The sequence below is a fragment of the Pedobacter riviphilus genome (assembly GCF_014692875.1).
Classification (GTDB): domain Bacteria; phylum Bacteroidota; class Bacteroidia; order Sphingobacteriales; family Sphingobacteriaceae; genus Pedobacter; species Pedobacter riviphilus.
The window spans coordinates 2,142,376-2,167,933 of the sequence record NZ_CP061171.1; the positions used below are offsets into that span (position 1 = coordinate 2,142,376).

At 37.9% G+C, this 25,558-nt stretch carries 19 protein-coding genes, 1 tRNA gene and 1 other RNA gene; 12 read left to right on the plus strand and 9 right to left on the minus strand.

The genetic code is table 11. The features are described from left to right. The gene (locus H9N25_RS08680; RefSeq protein WP_190328625.1) at window positions 1–1,206 is read left to right on the plus strand and encodes an AlbA family DNA-binding domain-containing protein; all 1,206 of its coding nucleotides are present in this window, start codon (window positions 1–3) and stop codon (window positions 1,204–1,206) included. Window positions 1,207–1,422: 216 nt separating this feature from the next. Here H9N25_RS08680 and H9N25_RS08685 read toward each other — a convergent pair. Beyond that, window positions 1,423–1,495 (minus strand) — tRNA-Lys (locus tag H9N25_RS08685). A gap of 184 nt (window positions 1,496–1,679) precedes the next feature. Between H9N25_RS08685 and H9N25_RS08690 the strand changes: the two genes are divergently transcribed. The 3 genes from H9N25_RS08690 to H9N25_RS08700 all read left to right on the plus strand — a co-directional run bounded on the left by H9N25_RS08690 (window position 1,680) and on the right by H9N25_RS08700 (window position 4,861). Further along, window positions 1,680–2,798 carry a formylglycine-generating enzyme family protein gene (locus H9N25_RS08690; protein ID WP_190328626.1) on the plus strand — a complete coding sequence of 373 codons (1,119 nt, stop codon included), beginning with the start codon at window positions 1,680–1,682 and terminating at the stop codon, window positions 2,796–2,798. Between the two features lie 104 nt (window positions 2,799–2,902). After that, window positions 2,903–4,189 (plus strand): sugar MFS transporter, encoded by a 1,287-nt coding sequence (locus tag H9N25_RS08695; protein WP_167294325.1) that lies wholly within the window; start codon window positions 2,903–2,905, stop codon window positions 4,187–4,189. A gap of 165 nt (window positions 4,190–4,354) precedes the next feature. Further along, a complete protein-coding gene (locus H9N25_RS08700; protein ID WP_190328627.1) occupies window positions 4,355–4,861 on the plus strand; it encodes a D-glycero-alpha-D-manno-heptose-1,7-bisphosphate 7-phosphatase in 507 nt (168 codons plus the stop codon). A gap of 478 nt (window positions 4,862–5,339) precedes the next feature. Here the strand turns inward: H9N25_RS08700 and fsa are convergent, their stop codons facing one another. Then, a complete protein-coding gene (fsa, locus tag H9N25_RS08705; protein WP_167294327.1) occupies window positions 5,340–5,999 on the minus strand; it encodes a fructose-6-phosphate aldolase in 660 nt (219 codons plus the stop codon). Window positions 6,000–6,085: 86 nt separating this feature from the next. After that, an RNA gene (ffs, locus tag H9N25_RS08710) (signal recognition particle sRNA small type) lies at window positions 6,086–6,185 on the minus strand. 422 nt (window positions 6,186–6,607) lie between these two features. Here ffs and gltB point away from each other — a divergent pair. The 3 genes from gltB to H9N25_RS08725 all read left to right on the plus strand — a co-directional run bounded on the left by gltB (window position 6,608) and on the right by H9N25_RS08725 (window position 13,680). Then, on the plus strand, window positions 6,608–11,107 hold the full coding sequence (gltB, locus tag H9N25_RS08715) for a glutamate synthase large subunit (RefSeq protein WP_167294328.1): 4,500 nt from the start codon (window positions 6,608–6,610) through the stop codon (window positions 11,105–11,107). 3 nt (window positions 11,108–11,110) lie between these two features. Continuing rightward, window positions 11,111–12,577, plus strand: coding sequence for a glutamate synthase subunit beta (locus H9N25_RS08720; protein ID WP_169502234.1), 1,467 nt, complete (start codon window positions 11,111–11,113; stop codon window positions 12,575–12,577). 545 nt (window positions 12,578–13,122) lie between these two features. Further along, complete coding sequence (locus H9N25_RS08725; RefSeq protein WP_190328628.1) at window positions 13,123–13,680, plus strand: REP-associated tyrosine transposase; 558 nt, start codon at window positions 13,123–13,125, stop codon at window positions 13,678–13,680. Between the two features lie 514 nt (window positions 13,681–14,194). Here the strand turns inward: H9N25_RS08725 and H9N25_RS08730 are convergent. Both H9N25_RS08730 and H9N25_RS08735 read right to left on the minus strand, forming a co-directional pair. Next, window positions 14,195–14,638, minus strand: coding sequence for an SRPBCC family protein (locus H9N25_RS08730; protein WP_167294331.1), 444 nt, complete (start codon window positions 14,636–14,638; stop codon window positions 14,195–14,197). Between the two features lie 152 nt (window positions 14,639–14,790). Continuing rightward, window positions 14,791–15,993, minus strand: coding sequence for a DUF763 domain-containing protein (locus tag H9N25_RS08735; protein ID WP_167294332.1), 1,203 nt, complete (start codon window positions 15,991–15,993; stop codon window positions 14,791–14,793). Window positions 15,994–16,252: 259 nt separating this feature from the next. Here H9N25_RS08735 and H9N25_RS08740 point away from each other — a divergent pair, with 259 nt between their 5' ends. Beyond that, window positions 16,253–17,356 carry a metallophosphoesterase gene (locus tag H9N25_RS08740; RefSeq protein ID WP_190328629.1) on the plus strand — a complete coding sequence of 368 codons (1,104 nt, stop codon included), beginning with the start codon at window positions 16,253–16,255 and terminating at the stop codon, window positions 17,354–17,356. Here the strand turns inward: H9N25_RS08740 and H9N25_RS08745 are convergent. Then, a complete protein-coding gene (locus tag H9N25_RS08745) occupies window positions 17,342–18,433 on the minus strand; it encodes a sensor histidine kinase (protein ID WP_190328630.1) in 1,092 nt (363 codons plus the stop codon). The genes H9N25_RS08740 and H9N25_RS08745 overlap by 15 nt on opposite strands. Before the next feature lie 156 nt (window positions 18,434–18,589). Here H9N25_RS08745 and H9N25_RS08750 point away from each other — a divergent pair, with 156 nt between their 5' ends. Then, window positions 18,590–20,056 carry a glycoside hydrolase family 130 protein gene (locus H9N25_RS08750; RefSeq protein WP_167294335.1) on the plus strand — a complete coding sequence of 489 codons (1,467 nt, stop codon included), beginning with the start codon at window positions 18,590–18,592 and terminating at the stop codon, window positions 20,054–20,056. 253 nt (window positions 20,057–20,309) lie between these two features. On the opposite strand, the gene H9N25_RS08755 is transcribed toward H9N25_RS08750, so the two are convergent. Beyond that, a complete protein-coding gene (locus H9N25_RS08755) occupies window positions 20,310–22,580 on the minus strand; it encodes a glycosyltransferase family 4 protein (RefSeq protein ID WP_190328631.1) in 2,271 nt (756 codons plus the stop codon). Between the two features lie 130 nt (window positions 22,581–22,710). On the opposite strand from H9N25_RS08755, the gene ku reads away from it, so the two are divergent. Continuing rightward, window positions 22,711–23,481 carry a non-homologous end joining protein Ku gene (ku, locus tag H9N25_RS08760; protein WP_190328632.1) on the plus strand — a complete coding sequence of 257 codons (771 nt, stop codon included), beginning with the start codon at window positions 22,711–22,713 and terminating at the stop codon, window positions 23,479–23,481. 171 nt (window positions 23,482–23,652) lie between these two features. On the opposite strand, the gene H9N25_RS08765 is transcribed toward ku, so the two are convergent. Further along, the gene (locus tag H9N25_RS08765) at window positions 23,653–24,456 is read right to left on the minus strand and encodes an alpha/beta hydrolase (protein ID WP_223833678.1); all 804 of its coding nucleotides are present in this window, start codon (window positions 24,454–24,456) and stop codon (window positions 23,653–23,655) included. 83 nt (window positions 24,457–24,539) lie between these two features. After that, window positions 24,540–24,770, minus strand: a complete 231-nt coding sequence (locus H9N25_RS24540; protein WP_223833679.1) for a hypothetical protein — start codon at window positions 24,768–24,770, stop codon at window positions 24,540–24,542. Window positions 24,771–24,907: 137 nt separating this feature from the next. Here H9N25_RS24540 and H9N25_RS08770 point away from each other — a divergent pair, with 137 nt between their 5' ends. Both H9N25_RS08770 and H9N25_RS08775 read left to right on the plus strand, forming a co-directional pair. Further along, complete coding sequence (locus tag H9N25_RS08770; protein ID WP_190328633.1) at window positions 24,908–25,276, plus strand: SpoIIAA family protein; 369 nt, start codon at window positions 24,908–24,910, stop codon at window positions 25,274–25,276. A 13-nt stretch (window positions 25,277–25,289) separates the two neighbouring features. Beyond that, window positions 25,290–25,442 carry a hypothetical protein gene (locus tag H9N25_RS08775; protein WP_190328634.1) on the plus strand — a complete coding sequence of 51 codons (153 nt, stop codon included), beginning with the start codon at window positions 25,290–25,292 and terminating at the stop codon, window positions 25,440–25,442. Window positions 25,443–25,558 lie beyond the last annotated feature (116 nt).

Here is a 25,558-nt window from a genome sequence, read left to right on the forward strand (position 1 = left end):
ATGAGCAAATTAGATAACCTTATTGAGTTTGAGAATGAGAATACAAGCTTAGATTTCAAGTTAGAAGAGTATACAAAATATAAAACCGTCAGTTTGATCAAAGACATAATGTCTATGGCTAATGCCGACCTTCAGGGTGATAGATACATTATTATTGGTATGAAGCCTGATCCAGTTGGAAGAAATATAGTAGGTATTGATACTTTAATTGATTCTGCATCCATTCAGCAGACAATAATTGACAATATCGAACCGGAAATACATTTAGATTATTTTGCTCATCATTATGAAGGAAAATTGTTAGGTATAATCAAAATAACTAAATGTGAAAACCAACCGTACTTGATGAAGAAGGACTTTATTTCTCAAAATAGTTCGTTAAAACGAGGAGAAGGTTTCATTCGGATGGGCACAACACAGATGCGTTTATTCAGATCTCATTACGAACAAATGTATGCCAAACGGTATCGAAGCCATAAATTTTCGGGTGATATAGATATCTCTTTTGACAGAGATAATGTCGTTACACAATTGAATATTATTAGAAAAAAAATAGATCGTGAAAATCTTCCCTCATCACTGCAAGCCAAAGAGATTGAAAGAATAATAGAAATTAAGGTGAAAGAATTGGAGTATTACAACAACATTGGGTTAAAACGAAATGAAGACTATATGGATGCAATGTCTATGATGAGAATTGCCCAATATAATTTAATGGGTGGCGGTACATCTTATGAGGATCGTTCTATCACCACATTGAGGAAAAACCTCAAAAATATCACCAAAACATACTACGATGAAGATTATTATTATTTAATTGAGAAAAAGTCAGAAAAAATTAATGTTTTTATAAAAAACATAGGCTCAAGCTACCTAAAAGATGTGAAGCTGCTACTAAAACTACCCAAACATAAAAACTTGTTATTAGCTGAGGAGCTACCTAAAAAGCCTAATAATAAATATCCAATAATAAATTCCGGCTATCCTTTCGTTGAAGAATTTCCAGAACATTATGAGATTAGTGAAGACCTTGGAGATTTAAAGCAGCATCTACTGGTAAAGGCTTTTGATGAGTCATTAAGGATGTTTTTTAGCTCAGAAGATGAAAATGATTTTTATTTAGATATTGAAGCTGCATTATTTGCAGCTAATCTTGATGAGCCAATAAGGAAAAATATCAGAATCTGCGTTGGTAACACCGGTTAAATTTATTTATCAATTTGTGAAGCAAATGTTTTTTCATCCCTGTGCTGGCGCACGCGTGCCGCGTGTGAAAAAAGAAACCCTTAAACAATAAATTATTGAGCAGCAATTACAAATTCCACAATAAATAATTCATGCGAATTTTGGCAATTCCCTAAAAGCAAAAACCCTGCTAATCGTGCGATTGCAGGGTTTTATACATTTTGATAGTTTTTGGTGTGATCCCGCTGGGATTCGAACCCAGGACCACTACATTAAAAGTGTAATGCTCTACCAGCTGAGCTACGGAATCTACTTTGTTCAAAAACGTTGCCCGTTTCCTTTAAAGTGGTGCAAATATAGGGTTATGAAGCATTTCTTGCAAATAAAAAATAGCCAAATGCGTTAGTGTATTGATTTATAGGCGGATTAATTATTTGCCTTCTCTTTTTTAAATAGATTTGATATTTTTATCGCTCCTAATTTAATATCCTCCTATGCGTAGATTACTTCTTGCCTTACTTTTTTTACCAACACTCTCCATATTATCCTGCCAATCTAACAAAGCTAAAGAAGAAGAAAAAGTAAGACATAAACAAGATTCCCTAGCATCATGCGAAAAGAACATGCCCAGCCGTTTTGGTGCAGTAAAGGATTCTTCGAGTTTTGCGGGCAATAAAGTAAGTCACGATGGTATGGTTTTAATTCCCGCTGGCGAATTTGCCATGGGTGCATCAGATAAAGAGGGCAGGGATGATGAATATCCCCAACATCAGGTTAAAGTATCTTCTTTCTGGATTGATGTTACCGAAGTAACCAATGCCAGTTTTAAAAAATTTGTAGATGCAACCGGATATAAAACCACTGCTGAACGTAAACCAGACTGGGAAGAGATGAAAAAACAGCTTCCCGCAGGTACACCAAAACCACCAGACAGTGTTTTTGTTGCTGCATCATTGGTTTTCTATCAACCTAAAAGTATTACGACCTTAAATGATGCCTCGCAATGGTGGCGTTGGGTTAAAGGTGCCGATTGGAAACATCCTCATGGCCCAAATAGCAATATTAAAGGAAAAGAAAACTTTCCGGTTGTACATGTATCCTGGGATGATGCCATGGCTTATTGTAAATGGTCAGGTAAACGTTTACCAACAGAGGCAGAGTGGGAGTATGCTGCAAGAGGGGCCTTAAAAAATGAAAAATATCCATGGGGAAATGAGGATATAGAGAAAGGTAAAGTAAAAGCCAATACCTGGCAGGGAGACTTTCCGATTAAAAACACCAATTGGGACGGTTTTGGTGGTTTAGCTGCAGTCAAAAAATTTAAGCCGAACGGCTATGGTCTTTACGATATGGCAGGCAACGTATGGGAGTGGTGCAGCGATTGGTATCGCCCAGATTATTATAGCACGATTACAGGGTTGAGCAACAATCCTAAAGGTCCATCAGATAGCTACGACCCTATGGAACCAACCGTTCCTAAAAAAGTGGTAAGGGGTGGTTCTTTTATGTGTAACGCCTCTTATTGCAAAGGCTACCGGGTAACTTCCAGAATGAAAACTTCTGTTGATACAGGCTTAGAGCATACTGGTTTTAGGTGCGTGAGCACTAACTAAGGCCCTTTTCTGTTAAAGTTAAAATTACGCAAACGTTTGACCCATATTTTATTAAATATTATTGTTTAGTTTGGCCCAAACAAATTAAACCGAACCAAAACTTTATGCAACCAACAACAAAACCAGGTCAAACGCAAGGGCCGAAACCACTTATTATTATTTGTGCCTTATTCTTCATTTTTGGCTTTGTAACCTGGGCAAACGGAACATTAATTCCTTTCTTTAAATTATCTTTCGGATTATCGAACTTACAAGCCTTCTTTGTAACCTTTGCATCGTATATGGCTTACTTCTTTTTAGCTTTGCCATCTTCGTGGATACTAAAGAAAGTTGGTTTTAAAAATGGAATTGTTTTAGGTTTAGTAATTTTAGGCCTGGGCTCATTGATATTTATACCGGCGGCACAAACCAGAACTTTTGGTTTGTTTTTAACCGGAATTTTTGTACAGGGTGCGGCACTAGCTTTGCTGCAAACAGCATCAAACCCTTACCTCACCATCATTGGCCCAATAGAAAGTGCTGCAAAACGCATCAGTATTGCCGGTATCTGTAATAAGTTTGCCGGAATGATTGTGCCTTTGATTATGGGCACTTTGTTTTTGAAAAATGCTTCAGAAGTAGAAAAACAGATCAAAGCGGCCACCGGTGCTGTTCACGAACAGTTATTAAATGATGTTTTAGGCCGTGTAAATATGCCTTATATTGTTTTGGCAATCGTTTTCTGCCTTTTTGCGGTTTTTATTAAATTTACCAACCTTCCAGAAGTTGAGGTAGAAGAAGATGTGATCGACGAAACCAAAGGAGAGGTGGTAAAACATAAAAGCATTTTTCAGTTTCCACACTTATTCCTTGGCGCCCTTTGTATTTTTGTATACGTAGGAGCTGAGGTAATGGCCGGTGATATTATTGGTATTTACGGTCGTGAATTAGGTATCAGTACCGAGATTAGCGGTAAATTAACTTCCATTACGCTGTTTAGTATGTTAATCGGTTATATTATCGGTATCATTACCATTCCAAAGTACATCTCTCAACAAAAAGCCCTTAGAATTTGTGCCATTTTAGGCATTATATTTACCATATTATCTTTTGCTATTTCGAGTTGGTTTGCTGTAATTTTTGTAGCCTTATTAGGCTTGGCAAATTCACTAATGTGGCCTGCAATTTTCCCGCTGGGCATTAGCCATTTAGGCAAATTCACAAAAATTGGCTCAGCCATTATGGTTATGGGTATAGCAGGTGGGGCAATTATGCCATTATTATATGCGTTTTTAAATGAAAAATTACACATACACTTCCAGTTGGCCTATCTGTTAACCGTATTGCCTTGTTACTTATACATTCTGTTTTTCGCCATCAAAGGCCACAAAGCCGGATTGAATTTAAAATAACCAAAACCAAATAAATTTTATGATTAAGCCCGGTCTTTAATTAGATCGGGCTTTCTTTTGTCCTTAATTTTCAGTTATTTTGGCGAATTATAAACAGAGGTTCAATCTCGATACGCAATACTCCAATCTTGATACTTAATATATTACAATACTCATATCCCAATAATGAATAAAGCTATTTTTCTCGACCGCGATGGTGTGCTTAATCACGAAATATACGATTACATCTGCCGCGTTGAAGATTTTAAAATCTTAGATTACCAAATTCCAGTATTAAAAAAACTATTCGACGAAGGTTATCTTCTAATCGTAATTACCAACCAGGGCGGTATTGCCTTAAAGCGTTATACAGAACAAGAACTGGCCATTATGCACCAAATGCTCCGTAATGCTTTTGTGGCTAAAGGGGCCGATATTGCTGGTTTTTATTATTGCCCGCATCATCCAACTGTTGGTGGCGAATGCAAATGCAGAAAGCCGGCTTCTGGAATGATTTTAGATGCAATTGACATGTATGATATTGACCCGACACAATCTATTATGATCGGCGATAAGCCACGGGATGTTGAAGCTGCAAATGGGGCAGGAGTAAAGGGCATTCTAATCGAACCTGATGAGCAGATTAGTTATGAGAAGGTGAAGGAAGTCTTGAGTCGGGAGTCTTTAGTCTAGGGTTTTCAGGAAAAGTGCTAAGGACTGGTATTGCCATTTGGACGTTTTAACACGCTGTACACTGTATCTTTTTGGCTGTCTTTCGGCTACGCTCTCCACAGGAGTCCTTTGGACAGGATGAAAGACAGCCAAAAAGGATGCCGTTTCCATCGTTAACGCGTAATCACTTTATGGAGTTTCTAAACTGGCAAAAGAACTTTTATTACTGCCAGCTAGCCCTGATTGGAATGGCATTCCGGTTTTCGACTAATTTATCATTATCGAACATTTACCGGAATATAATGGAAAGCAGGACTGCAGAAACCGATCAGCACTGTTTCTGCGCTCCAAAAAAGAGAAAACGATAATATAACCTAACCGGTAATTTGTCCGTCATACATTTTACCGTTTACATTTTCTATAAAACAAAAAATCCTAAGTCTTAAACCGGAAACCCGGCTCAAGACTTAGGACTAAAAGACTTTCGTCTTTATAATTCTTATTTCCCAGCAGCTTTAGCGTGGTCAGCTAAAAATGTAGCTAAACCGCTATCTGTTAATGGGTGTTTTAATAAACCAACAATAGCAGCCAAAGGTGCAGTAATTACATCAGCACCTAATTTAGCACAGTTTACAATGTGTAATGGGCCGCGGATTGATGCCGCTAAAATCTGAGTTTCGTAACCGTAGTTATCAAAAATAGTTCTGATATCTTCAATTAAAACCAAGCCATCGCTAGAAATATCATCTAAACGACCTAAAAACGGAGAAACGTAAGTAGCTCCAGCTTTAGCAGCCAATAAAGCCTGGCCGGCAGAGAAAATTAAAGTACAATTTGTTTTAATTCCTTTTGAAGAGAAATATTTAATGGCTTTAACACCATCTTTAATCATTGGAACTTTAACTACGATTTTTGGGTTTAAGGCCGCTAAAGCTTCACCTTCTTTAACAATTTCATCAAAAGTGGTAGAAATAACTTCAGCACTTACGTTATCATCAACAATATCGCAAATAGCTTTATAATGGTTAATTACATTTTGTTCGCCAGTAATACCTTCTTTCGCCATTAAGCTAGGGTTGGTGGTTACGCCATCTAAAATGCCAAGATCTTGCGCTTCTTTGATTTGATCAAGATTTGCTGTGTCAATAAAAAATTTCATGTTTATAAATTCTTAAATATTTGAGTTTCTATGATTGAACCCTGAAGAATTTAGTTCCCCCTTCAGGGGATTAAGGGAAAAGAAAAAAAGGGCAAGCACCTTCTATCGCACCGCTACAACCTTCTACCCTTGCTGTGTTCCCACCCTGGGGGAGTTCAAAGGGAGCTGGTCGTAAAAGACTTGCCCGGGCACAAAGGTAGAAAAAGAAGTTGTTTCACGAAATGCATTTTTGTATTTTTTTTCTCTTTTAGGCTATCTGGCTGATTAGTAAATTAATAAAATTAAAATGTGTATTTTTAAATAGTTGGAGAAAATATGATATCAAGACTGCTCTGAGCATAGTATTTATATATAAATTATATGTTCACAAATAAATCAATAATTAAATCGATTTATTTACGGAATTAGCAGAAAAAGTGTATTTATTGTATAATATTACCATTATTAATATGGCAAATTTTCATCAATATCATTGTCATTTTTCCAATACCAAGGCTTTAAATTACTTAAGGACTAAAATTTTTCTAAAAATCGTGTCAACTCTGTAATTTAAAATTTGTTTTTCGTATCTTAGTGTTTCCTATACACTAACAACTAACGAGCAAAGAATGGAACCAAACAGTGGATTGTACGATGCGCAATTTGAACACGATGCCTGCGGTATTGGGTTCGTTGCACATGTGAAAGGGCGAAAATCGCATCAAATCATCTCTGATGCACTTACTATTTTAGAGAATCTAGATCATAGAGGGGCATGCGGGGCAGAACCAAATACAGGCGATGGTGCCGGTATTATGATTCAGATTCCTCACGAATTTTTTTACGACGAATGTTTAAAAGCAGGCTTTAGCCTACCAGAAACCAATAATTATGGTGTAGGTATGTTATTTATGCCAAAAGATATCAGATCGAGAGAAGAGTGCAGAGAATTGATTTACCGTGCCGCCGAAAAATTAGGCCTGGAAATTTTAGGTTTTAGAAAAGTTGATGTTGACACAACAGATATTGGCAATATGGCCCTTTCTGTTGAACCAGAAATTGAGCAGGTATTTATTGCCCGTCCTTATGCCGTAGCACCAGGGGCTGATTTCGAACGTAAACTTTATATTTTTAAAAATTACCTGATTAAACTGATCGTAAACACCGTTCATGGTGGTAAAGATTTTTATATCGTTTCGCTTTCTGCGCAAACCATTATATATAAAGGTCAGCTTACTTCCTTACAGGTACGTACATATTTTACCGACCTAACCGATAAGCGCATGGTTTCTGCTTTAGGTTTGGTTCACTCACGTTTTGCAACCAATACTTTCCCTTCGTGGAGGTTGGCTCAGCCATTCCGCTTTATTGCACATAATGGTGAGATCAACACTTTACAAGGAAATTTAAACTGGTTTAGAGCGGGCGTTAAATCTTTTGCTTCTGCTTACTTTACGCCAGAAGAATTAGATATGTTATTGCCTGTAATTGACGAATCCAATTCAGATTCAGGCTGTTTAGATAATGTTATTGAACTGTTACTTCACTCTGGAAGAACCTTGCCTCATGTATTAATGATGTTGGTACCAGAGGCATGGGACGGTAACGAAGATATGGATCCTGTTAAAAAGGCATTCTATGAATTCCACGCTACTTTAATGGAGCCATGGGATGGACCTGCAGCCATTGCTTTTACCGACGGTAAATTAATCGGTGCTACTTTAGACCGTAATGGTCTTCGTCCTTCCCGTTATGCCATTACTTCTGATGACCGTGTAATTATGGGTTCTGAGGCTGGTGCATTAGCCATCGACCAAAGTACGGTAATCGAAAAAGGCCGTTTAACGCCAGGCAAAATGTTTGTGGTGGATATGGAGCAGGGTAGAATCATCAGTGATAACGAAATTAAAGAAGAAGTTTGCGGTAAAAGCCCTTATGCCGATTGGATTAATCAATACCAGATCCGTTTAGAGGAATTACCCGAGCCACGTGTAATGTTCACCGGCTTATCTACAGAGTCTATTTTTAAATATCAACAGGTTTTTGGTTACAGCAGAGAAGATGTAGATCTTTTACTTAAACCAATGGCCATTGAAGGTAAAGAACCGATCGGTTCGATGGGTACCGATACACCACTGGCTATTTTATCAAAACGCCCTCAGCATTTATCTTCTTATTTTAAGCAGTTATTTGCACAGGTAACCAATCCACCGATTGATCCGATCAGGGAGAAAGTGGTGATGAGTTTGGCCAGTTTTATGGGTAGCATGGGTAACTTGCTGGAAGAAACGCCAAAACAGGCACACTGTGTAGCCATTAAACACCCGATTTTAACCAACCAGGAATTGGAGAAGTTAAGAAGTATTGACACAGGTGTTTTCCAGGCGAAAACTTTACAGACTTATTTCAGGGCTGACGGCAAGCCGGGTGCTATGGCGAAAGCCTTAGACCGTTTATGCCGCTATGCGGTTGATGCGGTTGAAGATGGTTTCCAGGTAATTGTATTAACCGATAGGGCTATTGACTCTGAGCACGCTGCAATGCCTTCTTTATTAGCTGTTTCTGCCGTACACCATCACTTAATCCGCAAAGGATACCGTGGAGCCGTGGGTATTGTAATAGAGGCTGGTGATATTTGGGAAGTACATCATTTCGCCACTTTACTGGGCTTTGGCGTTACAGCCATTAACCCTTACCTGGCTTTGGAAACCATTAATGAGTTTAAAGAAGAATCGGGCTTATCAACAGAGCAGCTTACCAAGAACTATATCTACGCGGTAAACAGCGGTTTACTTAAAATTTTCTCTAAAATGGGAATCTCAACCTTGCAATCATATCAGGGAGCGCAGATTTTCGAGATTTTAGGCTTAAATAAACAAGTAGTGAATACTTATTTCACCGGTGCAGTTTCGCGTATTGGTGGCTTGGGACTAGATGAAATTGCAAGAGAAACGTTAATTAAACATCACCGCAGTTTTGGTCCGTTAACAGAAACCGAAAACTTGTTGCCAGCTGGTGGAACTTATAAATTCCGCCGTAAAGGTGAAGCCCATTTGTTTAACCCGCAAACCATTCACTTGCTGCAAAACGCAACACGTAAAAACGATTATAATATTTTCAAACAGTACTCTAAACTGGTGAATGAGCAAACACAACAAGCTTATACCATCCGTGGATTGTTCGAATTTAACTATAGCCGTCCATCGGTACCTTTAAATGAGGTAGAATCTACAGAGTCAATCTTAAAAAGATTTGCAACCGGAGCAATGTCTTTCGGTTCAATTTCTCATGAGGCACACTCTACTTTAGCGATTGCCATGAACCGTATCGGTGGAAAGAGCAATACCGGAGAGGGTGGTGAAGATGAAATGCGTTATACTAAATTGCCAAATGGCGATAGCATGCGCTCGGCAATTAAACAAGTGGCCTCTGCACGTTTTGGTGTAACCAGTTACTACTTAACCAATGCTGATGAGTTACAGATTAAAATGGCTCAGGGCGCTAAACCAGGAGAAGGTGGTCAATTACCAGGACATAAAGTAGATGATTGGATTGCAAAAGTTCGTCACTCTACACCAGGGGTTGGTCTAATTTCACCTCCGCCACACCACGATATTTATTCGATCGAAGATTTAGCACAGTTAATTTTTGATTTGAAAAATGCTAACCGTGCCGCAAGGATCAATGTGAAATTGGTTTCGAAAGCGGGTGTAGGTACTATTGCAGCGGGTGTTGCGAAAGCACATGCCGATGTGATTCTGGTATCTGGTTTTGATGGTGGAACGGGAGCATCTCCTTTAACCTCGATCCAACATGCTGGTTTACCATGGGAGTTAGGCTTAGCAGAAGCACACCAAACTTTGGTAAAAAACAAATTGCGTAACCGTATCGTGTTACAAACAGATGGCCAGCTTAAAACTGGTAGAGATATCGCTATTGCTGCATTACTAGGTGCTGAAGAATGGGGTGTTGCAACAGCAGCCTTAGTAACTTCGGGATGTATTATGATGCGTAAATGCCATTTAAATACTTGTCCGGTTGGCGTAGCAACGCAAGATCCGGAATTAAGAAAATTATTTACGGGTGATGCTGATCATGTAGTAAACTTATTTTATTTCCTTGCCGAAGAGTTACGTGAGATTATGGCTGAATTAGGTTTCAGAACCATCCACGAAATGATCGGTCAGGCTGATATTTTGAAAGTACGCGAATTGCCTGCTGAAGATTGGAAATTGAAACACCTTGATTTATCAGCTATATTATATAAAGCAGAAGACAATGGCTTGCCTTTATTTAATACTGAAGGCCAGGATCATGGTTTGGACCAGGTTTTAGATCATAAATTAATTGCAGCTGCACAACCTGCTATTGACCATAACGAACCTGTATTTGCCAGTTTTGATGTGAAAAATACCGACCGTGCACTGGGTACCATGTTATCAAATGAAATTTCGAAAGTTCATTTAGGCGCTGGTTTACCTCCGGATACGATCAACTTTAAATTTGTTGGTTCGGCCGGACAAAGTTTCGGTGCTTTCAATACCCGTGGGGTAACGTTATCACTAGAAGGTGAAGCGAACGATTACGTAGGTAAAGGATTATCGGGTGCAAGATTAGCCATCTATCCTTTCTCAAACTCAACTTTTATCCCTGAGCAAAACATCATAATCGGTAACGTAGCTCTTTATGGTGCAACATCTGGTGAGTTATTTGCCCGTGGTAAAGCAGGTGAGCGTTTCGCCGTACGTAACTCTGGTGCAACAGCTGTTGTTGAAGGAGTTGGCGATCACGGCTGCGAGTACATGACAGGTGGTGAAGTGCTGATTCTTGGTGATACGGGAAGCAATTTCGCTGCTGGTATGAGTGGTGGTGTAGCTTGGATTTATGATGCCAATGGAACTTTTGCACGCAAATGCAATAAAGAAATGGTTGATCTTGATCCATTACAAGCTGAAGATGAGGAGCGTATTTTAGCTTTACTTAAAACACATATCCGCCTAACGGATAGTAAAGTAGCTGAGTTTATCTTAAGTGATTGGAAAACTCAATCTGCTCATTTCGTAAAAGTATTCCCTAAAGAATACAAAGCAGTTTTAAGTAAACGTAATCAACAAGTAAAAACACACTAGGTCATGGGAAAAGTAACAGGATTTCAAGAATACGATAGAGTTGCGCCCACTAGAGAAGAGGCTGCAACGCGTGTAAAACACTACGGTGAATTTTTAAATAATTTACCTTCACAAGAATTAAACAATCAAGCTGCCCGTTGTATGGATTGCGGCGTACCTTTCTGCCAATCAGGCTGCCCACTGGGTAATGTGATACCAGAATTTAACGACGCTGTTTATCAAGGTAAATGGGAATTAGCTGCCAATATTTTATTAAGCACCAATAATTTCCCTGAATTTACAGGTAGAATTTGCCCAGCCCCATGCGAATCAGCTTGTGTGTTAGGCATTAACAGACCACCTGTTTCTATCGAGGAAATTGAAAAACACATCATCGAAATTGCTTTCGAAAAAGGATTTATCAAAGCAAAAGCGCCATTAATCAGAACTGGTAAAAAAGTAGCTGTAATTGGTTCAGGTCCTGCGGGCTTAGCTGCTGCTGCTCAATTAAATAAAGTTGGACATGAAGTTACCGTTTTCGAACGTGATGATGCTCCGGGTGGTTTATTGAGGTATGGTATTCCTGATTTTAAACTACAGAAAAATGTAGTAGATCGCCGTATCGATTTAATGAAAGAAGAAGGCATCATCTTTAAATGCAATGCCAATGTAGGCGAAAATGTTGAAATAGGTACTTTGTTGCGCGATTTCAATGCGATTGTATTGGCTGGAGGTTCAACTATTCCACGCGATTTACCAATTGATGGTCGTTCGGCTAAAGGTGTACATTTCGCAATGGATTTCTTGAAACAACAAAATAAACGTGTAGCGAGCAGAACCGTTGAAGCGGAAGATATTATGGCTACCGGTAAAAATGTAATCGTAATTGGTGGTGGCGATACCGGATCTGACTGTATTGGTACTTCAAACCGTCATGGTGCAAAATCGGTTACACAATTCGAGATTATGCCGATGCCACCACAGGCACGCAACGAGCATATGCCTTGGCCAAATTACCCAATGTTGCTAAAAAATACTTCTTCTCACGAAGAAGGTGCACAAAGGGCTTGGTCGGTAAATACTAAAAACTTTATTGCTGATGAAAAAGGAAACCTTAAAGGATTAAAAGTAGTTGATGTAGAATGGGAAATTGATGCAAACGGACGTCCGGTTACTTTTAAAGAAATAGCTGGTACCGAAAGAGATCTTCCATGTGAACTGGTACTTTTAGCAATGGGTTTCTTACACCCTCAAAAAGAAGGTTTAATTGAGAAGTTAGGTGTAGAGTTAGATAACCGCGGAAACGTAAAAGCATCTGAACACACTTACCAAACCAATATTGCTAAGATTTTTGCTGCAGGTGATGTTCGCCGCGGACAATCATTAGTAGTTTGGGCCATTTCAGAAGGTAGAGAAGCTGCCCGTAAGGTAGACGAATACTTAATGGGGACAACCAAACTGGCATCGAAAGATGCAGTTGCATACGCTTAGTAGGTTTTAAATTCTATATTTTTAGGGTCGTGGTGCAAATCACGACCTTTTTTTATTTAATCCTTTTCTATCATATACTGTCCGTAGAGTTAAATGCAGTGCCTCTAAGGATTATCAATAGAATTGAGTTTGTAACTCACGTACTGTCCGTAGAGTTAACGCAGTGCCTCTACGGATCTATAAATAGAATTGAGTTTGTAACTCAAATAATGGCGAGTCACAGACTCTTTGCCATTCTTCAATCCGTAGAGCCCTTCGGAACTCTACGGACAAAAACTATACAGAAACTATATACTGTCCTGTCCGTAGAGTTAAGCGCAGAATCTCTACGGATTTGCTAATAGGACTGAGTTTTAAACTCAGCAATAAGACTGATTCACATACTGTCCGTAGAGTTAACGCAGTGCCTCTACGGATCTATAAATAGAATTGAGTTTGTAACTCAAATAACGGCGAGTCACAGACTCTTTGCCATTCTGCAATCCGTAGAGCCCTTCGGAACTCTACGGACAGAATTTTCTTTAACTAAAAGCTTATATTAGTATATGGGAGAAAGAGGCTATCAAATAAAAGATCATGAAGCATTACACTTTATAACATTTGCTACAGTACAATGGGTAGATGTATTTACTAGAAAAGAGTACTCGGATATTGTTGTAGAAAGCTTAATTTACTGTAAAGAAAATAAAGGTTTAAGGATTCATGCATGGTGTATTATGAGTAATCATTTACATTTGATATTATCCGTAAACGAGAATAACAACTTGTCTGACGTATTAAGAGACTTTAAGAAATTTACATCTAGTCATATTATTAAGGCCATCAAAAATAATACTCATGAAAGTAGACGGAATTGGATGCTTTGGATATTCAAAAAGGCTGGTGAAGAAAATAAAAGAAATAAAGATTATCAGTTTTGGCAACAGGAAAATCATCCTGTAGAACTTTCTACAAACGAAATGATAGATCAGAGGTTAAATTATTTACATGATAATCCTGTAAGATCAGGGGTAGTTAGAACCGCGGAAGAATACGTTTACTCTTCTGCAATTGATTATTATACAACAGAAAGCGGCTTGATAGGAATAGAGTTTATAGCATAAAAAACAAATAATATCAGGTGGGGGGGCATGCTGTCCGCAGAGTTAAACGCAGTGCCTCTACGGATCTATAAATAGAATTGAGTTTGTAACTCAAAAATAATAACGAGTCACAGACTCTTTTCCATCCTCCAATTCGTAGAGCCCTTCGGAACTCTACGAACAGAAACTGAATATACGATATTACTGTCCGTAGAGTTAAACGCAGTGCCTCTACGGATCTATAAATAGAATGAGTTGTAACTCAAAAATAATGACGAGTCACAGACTCTTTGCCATTCTGCAATCCGTAGAGCCCTTCGGAACTCTACAGACAGAAACTGAATATACGATATATACTGTCCGTAGAGTTAAACGCAGTGCCTCTACGGATCTATAAATAGAATTGAGTTTGTAACTCAAAATAATAACGGGTCACAGACTCTTTTCCATCCTCCAATCCGTAGAGCCCTTCGGAACTCTACGGACAGACATTTATTTCTTCTCCTAGCATACTGAATTAACAATCGTGATTTGCTCAAGAGTCTTGTTCTATGCATGTTTTCAGAATTTTTAGGGTTGTGTTCCAGTAAAATACCAAATGTTTATAAATGATATCTGTAGGGAAATTACATAGATTAATTGTTAAGTTACTTCCTTTTTCATTTGGACGGAGCAGGAATTCGATGGTAGTATAACTTTCTGGTTGTTCTGGCAGGTTGGATAGAGAGCTTAAATGGCTATATTGTAACTGTTCTTCAGGCTTAAATTGAAGAACATTTCCTTTATTTTCAAACGGTGTTTGCGATAGTATACCGCGGATGGTGATTGGAGCGCCGATAATCCAATCGGTATTGATTTCGATCAGTGATTCAGACATCCACTGCTGCATGATTTCTGTATCGGTTAGGGCTTTCCAGACTTTCAAAGGGCTGCTATGAATGTCAATACTGTTGCTGTATGGAATATTGGTAGTTTGCATAACATTTCTAAATATCGCTATTATCTAATATGTTTTAACTCTTTTATGCCAAAAGGCAATAACAACTTTTAGCGGGGTGAATAAGAAAGGCGATTTAATCGCTATTAAGTTTCTTCCCGCATTACAAATGCAGTTTCGTTAGCGATTTAAATTTAAAACAATTTCAATTGCTCGTTTCTCGGCGGTTTCTCCTTCCCAAAAACGGTTCTGCCGCCATATTTCCAGCTTTCAGCGCGTTCTTTGTGAATCAGCTTTTCAAAATCCATATTCGGAACAAAGTTTTTTTCTGCATTACTGGCAATTTGATGTAATGATTTAATGGCTTGTTGTTTATCGGTATTTCCAATCTTCGCTTTTTCAATTGATTTCTGCAAAACCCTTATGGTCTCATCATAAACATTTACAGGCACAGGAAAGGGATGTCCATCTTTACCGCCATGTGCAAAAGAATAACGGGCAGGATCGGTAAATCGGGAAGGCGCACCATAAATTACCTCACTCACTAAAGCCATCGATTGTAAGGTTCTTGGCCCCATGCCTTCAAGTAATAATAATTCCTCAAAATCTCTCGGCTGCTTTTCCTGGGCCAGCCACAATATACTGCCTAAACGTTTTATATCTACATCTTTTGATTTTACATCATGATGGTTGGGTAATACCAATTTTTGTATTTCACCAAGCATCCGCGTCGGCGATTCAGCTGTAATGCTCATCATGCTCTGCCTTGCCTTATCAGCATCATTAGCTGTTAGGTTCAAGATCTTACCTTGATTAATGCCACAGATACCTGTGTGCGGTTCTTCCACAAAAGATTTTAAGTTTTCAGAATGCCAGTGGTATCTTCTCGCTGTTGAGCTGCTATCACTCATACCTTGTTGCACCACTGCCCAATCGCCTTCGTTGCTTAAAATAAAACTATGAAGATACAGTTGAAAACCATCTTGAATCGCCGTGTTGTCTACTTTTGCACTGAGTTTACTGGCCCGTACCAATGCTGTTCCATTTAAACCCGTTTTATCGGCAATTTTTAAAAGTTCATTTGGTGTTTCTCTGCTGTGTTTTCCTTTGCCTCCACAAATGTAAATTCCCAACTCTTTCGATAAGGGATTGATCGATTTCTTTAAAGCGCCCATTACCGATGTCGTAATACCTGAGGAATGCCAATCCATACCCATTACAGCGCCTAAGCTTTGGAACCAAAAAGGACTGCTTAATCGGCGTATTACTTCCGCCTTACCATATTCTAATAGTATCGCTTCTGTTATAGCCAGGCCAAGTGCTGCCATACGCTGTGCCAGCCATGGTGGTACATGGCCATAATGTAGGGGTAAATCTGCGCTTCCTGATCTTTTCAATACTAACAAATTTAGTAAAATATTATTTAAAAAAGGTTTTATTTTATTGGCGATAGAAAGGACCTGACTTTAATAAAGGCGATTAACCGATGTAAACTAAACTTGATTGGAGTGAGCATGTCGATTTTTCATCGGCATAAAACGGAAAGCAAGGCTGAACCTAACCTAAGAATTACAACTATTGCTTTTCAGAAAAAACGATTGATAATATTTTTTGTTATTTTGAGGAACTATTCAATAGCGAAGACTCATTTTATACATGCGGAAATTCTTACAACGTTTACTTAGTACCTGGATTATTCGCATGTCGAATAAATTTGGTTCAAGGCCTAACCGTAAACGTATCCATGCGGCTTTAAATAAACTTTACCAAACCATAAATGCCAACCCTGGAAAACGCGGACTTATTTTTGAAGTTACCGATACGGATAAATTTATCATTTTATCAGACCAGCATAAAGGTACCCGCGATTATGCCGATGATTTTACTTTAGCCGAAAAGAATTACCTAAAAGCACTCGAATACTACAACCAGCAAGATTTTCATTATATAAACCTGGGTGATAGTGAGGAGCTTTGGGAGAATTTACTCGAATCTGTAATAAAACACAATAAAGAAACTTTCGAAGCAGAAAAAGCTTTTATTTCTAAAAACCATTTCACTAAGATATTTGGCAACCATGATTTATATTGGGATAATGATCCTTTAGCAGCATTTAACCTCAATAGAATTTACGGTACTAAAATCCACATTTATGAAGGCGCAATCTTAAGAATGTCCTTGGGCGAGATTAAACTCGATATTTTTTTAACCCACGGCCATCAGGGCGATTTACAAAGCGATGGAAACTGGTTTAGCAAATGGTTTGTGAGTACAGTTTGGGCACCACTGCAATCGTATCTTCAAATTAACCCGAATACACCAGCATACAGCAATCAGCTCAAAACAGCACATAATACACTCATGTACAGCTGGGTAGCTACAAAAAAGAACATAGCTTTAATTACCGGACATACGCATCAACCGGTTTTTGCTTCATTAACACACCTGGAGCGGATTTATATAAAACTGAATAAGGCCAAAAAAGAAAAGAATGCTGATAATCTTGCTATTTTAAATGCAGAACTTCGTAAACTGATAAAAGAGGGAGATAAAGCACCGCAATTCGGAAAATACACCCCAGCTTACTTTAATAGCGGTTGTTGTTGTTTTAGTGATGGCGATATAACCGGTATCGAAATTGATAATGGTTTTATAAGGCTTATAAAATGGTCGTATCATAGAAATGCCATACCAGAAAGAATTTTACTCGAAGAAATGAAACTCAGCGATTTATCAGATTTAAAGCTATTTAATGGGTAACGTTACGTAAAAAGTAGTACCCAAATCTTTTCCATCGCTTTCTACCCATAACTTCCCTCTATGAATATCAACAAGTGCGTTTGCTGTAGTAAGCCCCAACCCATAGGTATTTTCCTGATTTGTGCTTACCGAGCTCAGCCGTGCGAATTTCATAAAAACTTTATCCAGGTCTTCTTCAGTTAGGCCCACACCATTATCTTTTATCGAAATAGTTACCTCGTTATCAGATGTTTGATGACTAATGTAAATATCTTTTCCCACTGATGAGAACTTGATGGCATTATTAATCAACTCACTAAAAACCGTTATTAGTTTGTCAGGATCAGCAAAAATTTCAATAGGCTCCTCAATGTCAATAAAAACAGTTTGATTTTTATGCTTAAGCGGTAAATTGAGTTCTCGTTTTACCTGTTCTAATATTTCTTTTAAATCTATTTTATCTTTTTTTGGCTTAAATGAGTTAGCTTCTTTCCTGGCAGAACTTAAAATACCGTTCAGATTATCAATCATTTTTTTAGATTGCGTATTAATCTTGCCCGCAATTAATAAAGCCTTGTCATCAATACCCGGAATGCGCCCAAGTAATTCAGATTGAAGTGAAATGGTAGTCATCGGGTTTTTAAGATCGTGAACAAGCACATGTAAACGATCATCGTAGGCCCTTAATGCTCTTCTAATTGCAATTCTAGACTCCAGTTTTTCCATTACTATACCGGCTAAATGCCCTAGCATTTTTAGCTGCTGCTCTTCGGCTGATTTAAATTTAGTATCTGCAACGTAAATCAGGCCAAGTTCATAACCCTCTGGCGACCTGATAGGGGTGGAAGCAAAAAAAGTAAATGTATCATTTTTTAAAGGTAAGGAGATAGATGCTCCTATTTGGGCCTTCATAAACATATTCCCATCTGCCTGAAAACCGATACCCGCATTCGGAACATCAAATATTTCAGCAGCCAATTGTGCAATCTGATCAAAAGCACTTTCTGCAGGTGTACTTAAAATCTCGTAGTATCTTAATTTTCCCGAACGCAAGGTTTCATCAGTTGGAATCGTGTTATCTGCTTTTTCGTATTGCATTTAAGGTTTAATTAACATATGGGGATGAATAACTAAAGGTAAAAATTATGTGTAAATACTGTAAATAATATAAACAATTAAGTCGTAAATTTCGTTAATATAGAGTTGGAAGAAATAGGGCCAAAAGCGTTAAATTACTACAAAACAGCTTAAATAATGAGATTATACATAGAACGTAAACCTGTTAAGGTTAACCCGGATACTAAAAGAGTTATTGCCCGTTTTTTTTTTAACGGAGAGGAGAGAGCACTAGAAGTAATCAAGAAAGTTTTAGAATTTTCAGATGAGAAAGTGTTTTCACTAATATCGCCCATATTACAAGAATATTCTAAAAGACACCGGAATATTACCAAAATCTTAACCCGGCATTGTAAAAAATTAAGAAAACAATTTGCAGCCTTAGGTACTTCATTCGAAGATATTGATGAATATACCAGATTGTTGATTGGTGCCTACTTTACACATGAATATTCAATAGAATCGGCCGCTTTTTTTAATCCTAGTATTGTTGATGATCCTGATCAAACTGATTTAGTAGAGGGTGAGAAGCGGGTAATCATCAGCTTCAGGGCTGTAGGTGAGGGGCATATTTCTTCAATTGTTTTCCGGCGTGCTTTGATTGATAAAGACAACAATATCCAGGTTTTACCTGTTGGAAATTATGTTGATGAGGCTGAAGTGGTGAAGAATGCCATTTACGTTAAAAAACTATTTCTAAAAAAAGCCGCCTATGCACAGATCGATCCTTCTGTTTTAGAAGAAATTGAATCGAAACTCGATGACAAATTTGAATACACCAGCTTAAGCAATATCATTAAAGATTCCAAAAGTTTACATAAAGAAGATCCATCCCGTTTAATCGAATACGACAAAGTACTTTGGCTATCAGACACTTACCACACCATAACATTTTCAAAAGATACAGATATTTCGGATCGGGTAATTTTTCCTATTTCAGAATTTGAACGTAAAGGGATTGAAGACGCCCGTTTTGTAAAATTTGTTAAAGACGATGGCAAAGTACTGTACTACGCTACATATACAGCTTTCGACGGTTCTTTAATTATTCCCAAGCTCGTACAAACCGAAGATTTTTACGAGTTTAAAGTGATTCCACTTTATGGCGATGGTGCGCAAAATAAGAACCTGGCACTATTTCCACGAAAAATTAAAGGGAAATATGTGATGATGAGCCGGATAGATGGATGGAACAATTATCTGATGTTTTCTGATAAAGTTAATGTTTGGGAAAACCCAATCCTTTTAAAACAACCGCGCTACGATTGGGAGCTGGTACAGATCGGCAATTGTGGCTCTCCGATAGAAACAGAAAAAGGATGGATTGTAATTACACATGGCGTGGGACCAATGCGAAGATACTGTATTGGAGTAAGTTTATTGGATCTTGAAAACCCAAGTATAGAAATAGGCCATTTAAAAGAGCCGTTGATTATTCCTAATAATGATGAACGTGAAGGTTATGTGCCCAATGTAGTATATTCCTGTGGATCGATTATCAGTAATGGCGAATTAATTATTCCATATGGCTTATCTGATTATAGTTCGTCGTTTGCAAGCGTAAATCTGGAATTATTGCTGGCTAAATTGCTGGAAAATAACTAGAAGTTTATCTTCTCTATCGGGTCGTACTGCTGAACTTGTTTTACAAGTAATAATAGAGTTTTCAATTGTCTTGTATCTACTACGTGGTCAGCATCTTACTGGTCATCAAGACCCTGAAATAAATTTACTTCGTAGCTTTCCGCTGCGCTACAGGTCAGGGTGACGATCGTCTCTGCTTATTCTTCAAAATAACATAAAAAATGCTGATTCATTTCTGAATCAGCATTTTTGTCTTTCCAGGGCAATTTAGCTTCTAACTACATTTATCTGCTTCCACCAAGGGAGACGACATCGTTTCGTATTCCGCTTCTGCGGCCTTTAATATGGCCAAATGGGAGATGAAATAGGCCAATGTACTCTCAGCACCCTGATTCCTATTCACACTGTTGAACTGTAGTCCATCTGCACATCCATGTGTTTCAAAATCGTATAAAGGAATATGCAAGCTGTTTTTTCCTAAGAACCACTGATAGCTGATGTGCATTAAATTTAAATATTTATCATCTTTGGTTACCTCGAATGTTTTAGCATAAAGTAAAACCATTGCCATCGTTTCTATAGCCTGTTGATCGTAGATGGGGTTTTTGCCATGTTTTTTCATCCACCCTGCATTTCCAACCGGATTTAGATATCCATTTTCGAAAGAAAAGCTATTTAAAAACTCAATACTTTCCATCGCAATTTTATAAGATGTTGTATTTCCGGTAACTTCGTAATGATGAAGCAAAGCCAAAGGAAGTATCGCATTATCGTAGGTAAGGATATCTTCAAACCAATGCCAATCGCCATCTTTATTGTCATGATATGATGCTGTTAATGAATTGGCCAGCATATTGATTTCTTTCGTGATTAACTCATCACCAGGATGGGCACACAAGTAATAAGATAAACCAATAATCGTATTTGCTCTTCCACGGAGATATTTTAATTCTCTAAAATGCGGAATAGAATGCGAAAATAATTCCCTGCCGAATTCACGGTAAGAATTATTGGGTGCACTGCAAACTAAATAACCCAATGACCAGATGGTACGGCCAAAAGAATCTTCTGAGCCTATTTCATCCAGGTAATTGCGATTAAAACTCAAGAAATTCCTAAAGTTCCCATCATCGGTTTGCATATACTGAATAAAGCTCAGGTAAACAGGCATGAATTTTAAAGCTTTAGGATTTTTATCCCGTTCAATAGCCATTAATGCCATAATTAAAGCTCTGGCATTATCATCAATGCAATAGCCTTCCTTCAAATTTGGAACACCAAAACGGGCATGCTGAATAATTCCGGTATCATCTGTTAGTAACGAAATATGATCTAAGTTAAGTGCTGGCATACCCTCTACATCAATAATAGGCGGAGTAACTCTTTCGGGTCTTTTTCCCTCGGCCACAGCTTCATTTAATACGTTAAGATAAACACTTCCAATAGCTGGCCAACGAAGATTTAAGCCATATTCGTAAGCATTTTGCTTCAGTTTTTGATATTTATCTTTATCGCTTAAAAGTTCGTTTACAATTGTGGCCAATTGCGCATCATTCTTAAAATCAAATAATTTGCCTCTGTTATCGGCCAAAAGCTCTTGTGCATGCCAATATGGAGTAGAAACTACTGCTGCACCTGCACCAATAGCATATGATAAAGTACCGCTGGTTATCTGAGCCTCATTTAAATAAGGCGTAATGTATAAATAACAGGCTGTTAAATACTGGTGCAATTCTTTTTCAGATACAAATTTATTAACGAAAGCAATATTATTTTCTACGCCTAAATCTTTAGCCAATGCTTTCAAGCTATCACGATACTCTTCGCCATTATGTTTTACAACACCAGGATGGGTATTGCCCAGAATCACATATAAAACATCTGGGTGTTGAGCAACAATTTCTGGTAAAGCCTTAATTACGGTTTCTAAGCCTTTGTTCCGGCTAATTAATCCAAATGTAAAAAGCACCTTTCGATCGGTAAAAAGTTCACTTTGCGCAATTTCGTTATTGGGTATAGGCTCCAGATCTGGAACGCCATGTTCAATTAATTTGATTGAAGCCTTAGGAATTTGGTAAACACTGGTCAAAAACATGACTGCTTTTTTGCTCATCACGACTATTTTAGACGACTTAACTGCAATCTCTTTAATAATAGTCTGTTGCATGAAATTCGGTTCTTTTAAAACCGTATGCAAAATAGTAATGAATGGCTTTTTTAATCTATTGATTAAGGACAATAAGAATACGCCGCTGTTGCCGCCATATATACCGAATTCATGTTCAATAATACAACTATCTACTTCACTGTTATTGATAAAATCTGCAGCATCGATATAATCTTTTTGATTTTGCTGACAGATAACGAATTTCACTTCGCTTGGGTAATCGTGTTCATTAACATCATCCGGTTCATTTAATGCAACAACAAAGCTTTTCTGTGAATTATAGGCAGGATTTAAACTTAAGGCATTAACCAAATTCTGATTAAAGGTAGCTAAACCGCATTCACGAGGAGGATAAGTTGAAATATAGGCGATTTTCATATGTATTTCAAATAGGGTTGATACTTAAATAACATTGTATTATCTAAATAGTTTGTGATTTCCTCAATTTACGCTTTATAAAGCCAAAACAATCTGATTTGGACACTTGTTAGTAAGTAAATATTTAACTATGAGATCAATATGGAAAGGTTCTATTGGATTTGGTTTGGTAAACATTCCAATTAAGTTGTTTTCTGCTGTCCAGAATAGTAATCTCGATTTAGATATGCTCGATGAGCGTGATCACGCAAAGATTAAATTTTTAAGGGTAAATGAAAACACCCATAAAGAAGTGCCATATGAGAAGATTGTTAGGGGCTATTTTTTAAAAGACAGGTATGTTGTGCTAGATAAGCACGATTTTGAAGAGGCTGCACCCGAAAAAACTAAAATTATTGAATTAGAGAATTTTGTTGATATAAAAGATATTAATCCTATTTATTATGAAACTTCTTATTATACAGAGCCTGAAAAACAGGGCAAGAAAGCTTATGGATTGTTGCTAAAGGCCTTAGAGAAATCGGGTAAGGCCGGAGTGGCCAGATTTGTACTGCGTAATACAGAAAATCTTTGTGTTATCCATCCCATGGAACATGTAATTGTGATTACTAAAATTAGGTTTGAACAGGAAATAAGAAGTCTATCTGAAATTACCAAGGTTGACGATATTACCATTACCAAAAAAGAAATGGATGTGGGCTTGGCTTTAATTAAACAATACAGCTCGAAATTCGACTTGAGCGCCTTTAAAGATGATTATAGTAGCGAATTATTGAAAATTATCAAAGCAAAGTCTAGAGGCAAACGGGCAACGGTTAAAAAGATGAAACCACAAAAAGCGACAAGCGATGACCTTTATGATCAATTGATGCAGAGTTTGGGCTCAAAGAAAGGCGCATAGCCAGGTTTAGCGGTTAGCATAAAGGGTTTTTAGGATTGTACTATAACCAGAAATACGTTTGGGGCTTGAGGCCATGTAATAGTTTTGGGCAAGTTCGAAAAATAATTTAACCACAGATATAAAGTACGAACACAGATACTAAGATCTGTGTTCAACTGTGGTTAAAAATGCTTATTTAAAAGCAGCTTTTAATTGATCTGCGGCATAAGCCTGAGCGGCTTTCGCTTCTGGTACAAGCAGCGCCATACCAAAAAAATCATGTGTTACGCCCTCATAATTTTTACTATCCACTTTTACCCCCACAGCTTTCAATTTATTGGCCAGTATTACACCATCATCGTGTAAAGGATCTATTTCGGCCGTAATAATAGTTGTTGACGGAAGCCCATTTAAATTGGCATTAACCAATGATATTTTAGGGTCCTGGGCTTCGATCATTGTAGTCAGATATTTCTCTGTAAACCAGCCCATCATTGCTTTGTTCAGCGGTTTTGCCTTTTCATACATTTTATAAGATTCGGTGTTCATATTTGCCTGAGCAATGGGATAGATCAAAACCTGGTGCACAGGAAGCATAATGTGTTTGTCTCTGGCCATAATAGATACATTTGCCGCTAAATTTCCACCTGCACTTTCACCAACAACTGCAATTTTAGCCGGATCGGCTTTTAAATCTACCGCATTTTTAACTGCCCATTCGTAAGCTGTAAAAGCATCATTATGCGCAATAGGGAACTTGTTTTCTGTTGCTAAGCGGTAAGCTACAGAAACCACAATAGCACCAACCTGCTCGGCCAAAGCCTGTGCAGATGCATTATAAACATCTAAATTGGCAATAACGAAACCACCGCCATGGTAATAAACAATTAATGGATAAGGCCCGTTGCCTGCCTTTGGCGTATAAATACGCAGATGGATTTTACCTCCACTAACATCAATATCTTTCCCCATGGTATCTACCTTAGCAACTGGCACGGTAATATTATTTTGTTCTGCCAAATCCCTTACCGCATCGGTTGGTGTATGATTCTTGCGTGCATCAGTAGCCGTTAAAGTTTCTAAAGGTTTATCCCATAACTACTTAATTTTTCTATAACCGCCTGCATTTCTGGCTTTATTGTTTTCCCCCACTCAGGAGCAGGCCCTGCAGGTTTTAATGCTGCAGCCGATGTTGAATCTGTTATAGTCGAATCTGTAACGGTAGTCGTTTTTGTTCCACCTGTACAGGCACAAAGCAAAACAGCCAAACCGCAAACAAAAGTAATAGGTTTTAAGAAGTTGGTTTTCATAAGATTGTTTATTGATACATATTGCTTCTATAACAGCATCTGTAAGATAGTGTTTTTGATGTTGCATAAATTTCAAAATTTATTTAAATGGCAAACATCTTGGCGAATTGGTGTGTTCATTAACTAAATGAAATTTTATGCTGACAGAAATAATAGGATTACCGGACCATATTTTTGGTGTAAGAGCTACCGGAGAAGTAACGAGCGACGATGTAAAGAGCGTTTTATTAACCGGCTTAAAAAGAACGGCTGAGCGATTTAAAGAAATTAGATATTTATTGGTATTGGAAACTGATGTGAAAAATTTCACAGCCGGCGCATGGGTAGAGGACGTTAAAGCTGGACTACAGAATTTTACCAAATGGAAAAAAATTGCCGTAGTAAGTGCCGAAAAAGGAGTGGAGTGGTTTACTGATATTTTCACAGTAGCTACGCCTGGTAAATCTAAAGGCTTTAAGCCAGAAGAAATAGAAGAAGCAAAAGCATGGCTAAATGCCGAAGACTAATTTAAAATAGTGTATGAAAAATGCTAAAACAGCGGCCGAAAGTAGCAAGGCTACCGCACCGAAAAATGCAAAAGCTAAAGGGGCTGATGATAAAGTAACATCAGCCAAAGATGCAAAAAAAGTAGACGTAACTAAAGACACGCCAGTTAAACACAAAAAACCGTAATAATATAAGAAGAATTTTAAAAACACCAGAACGAAGAATAGGCGTGTCTGCTTTAGAAGATAGTGGCTTTAAAGTAAGGTTAAATATTTGGGTAAATCCGCATGGTTTTACAGATA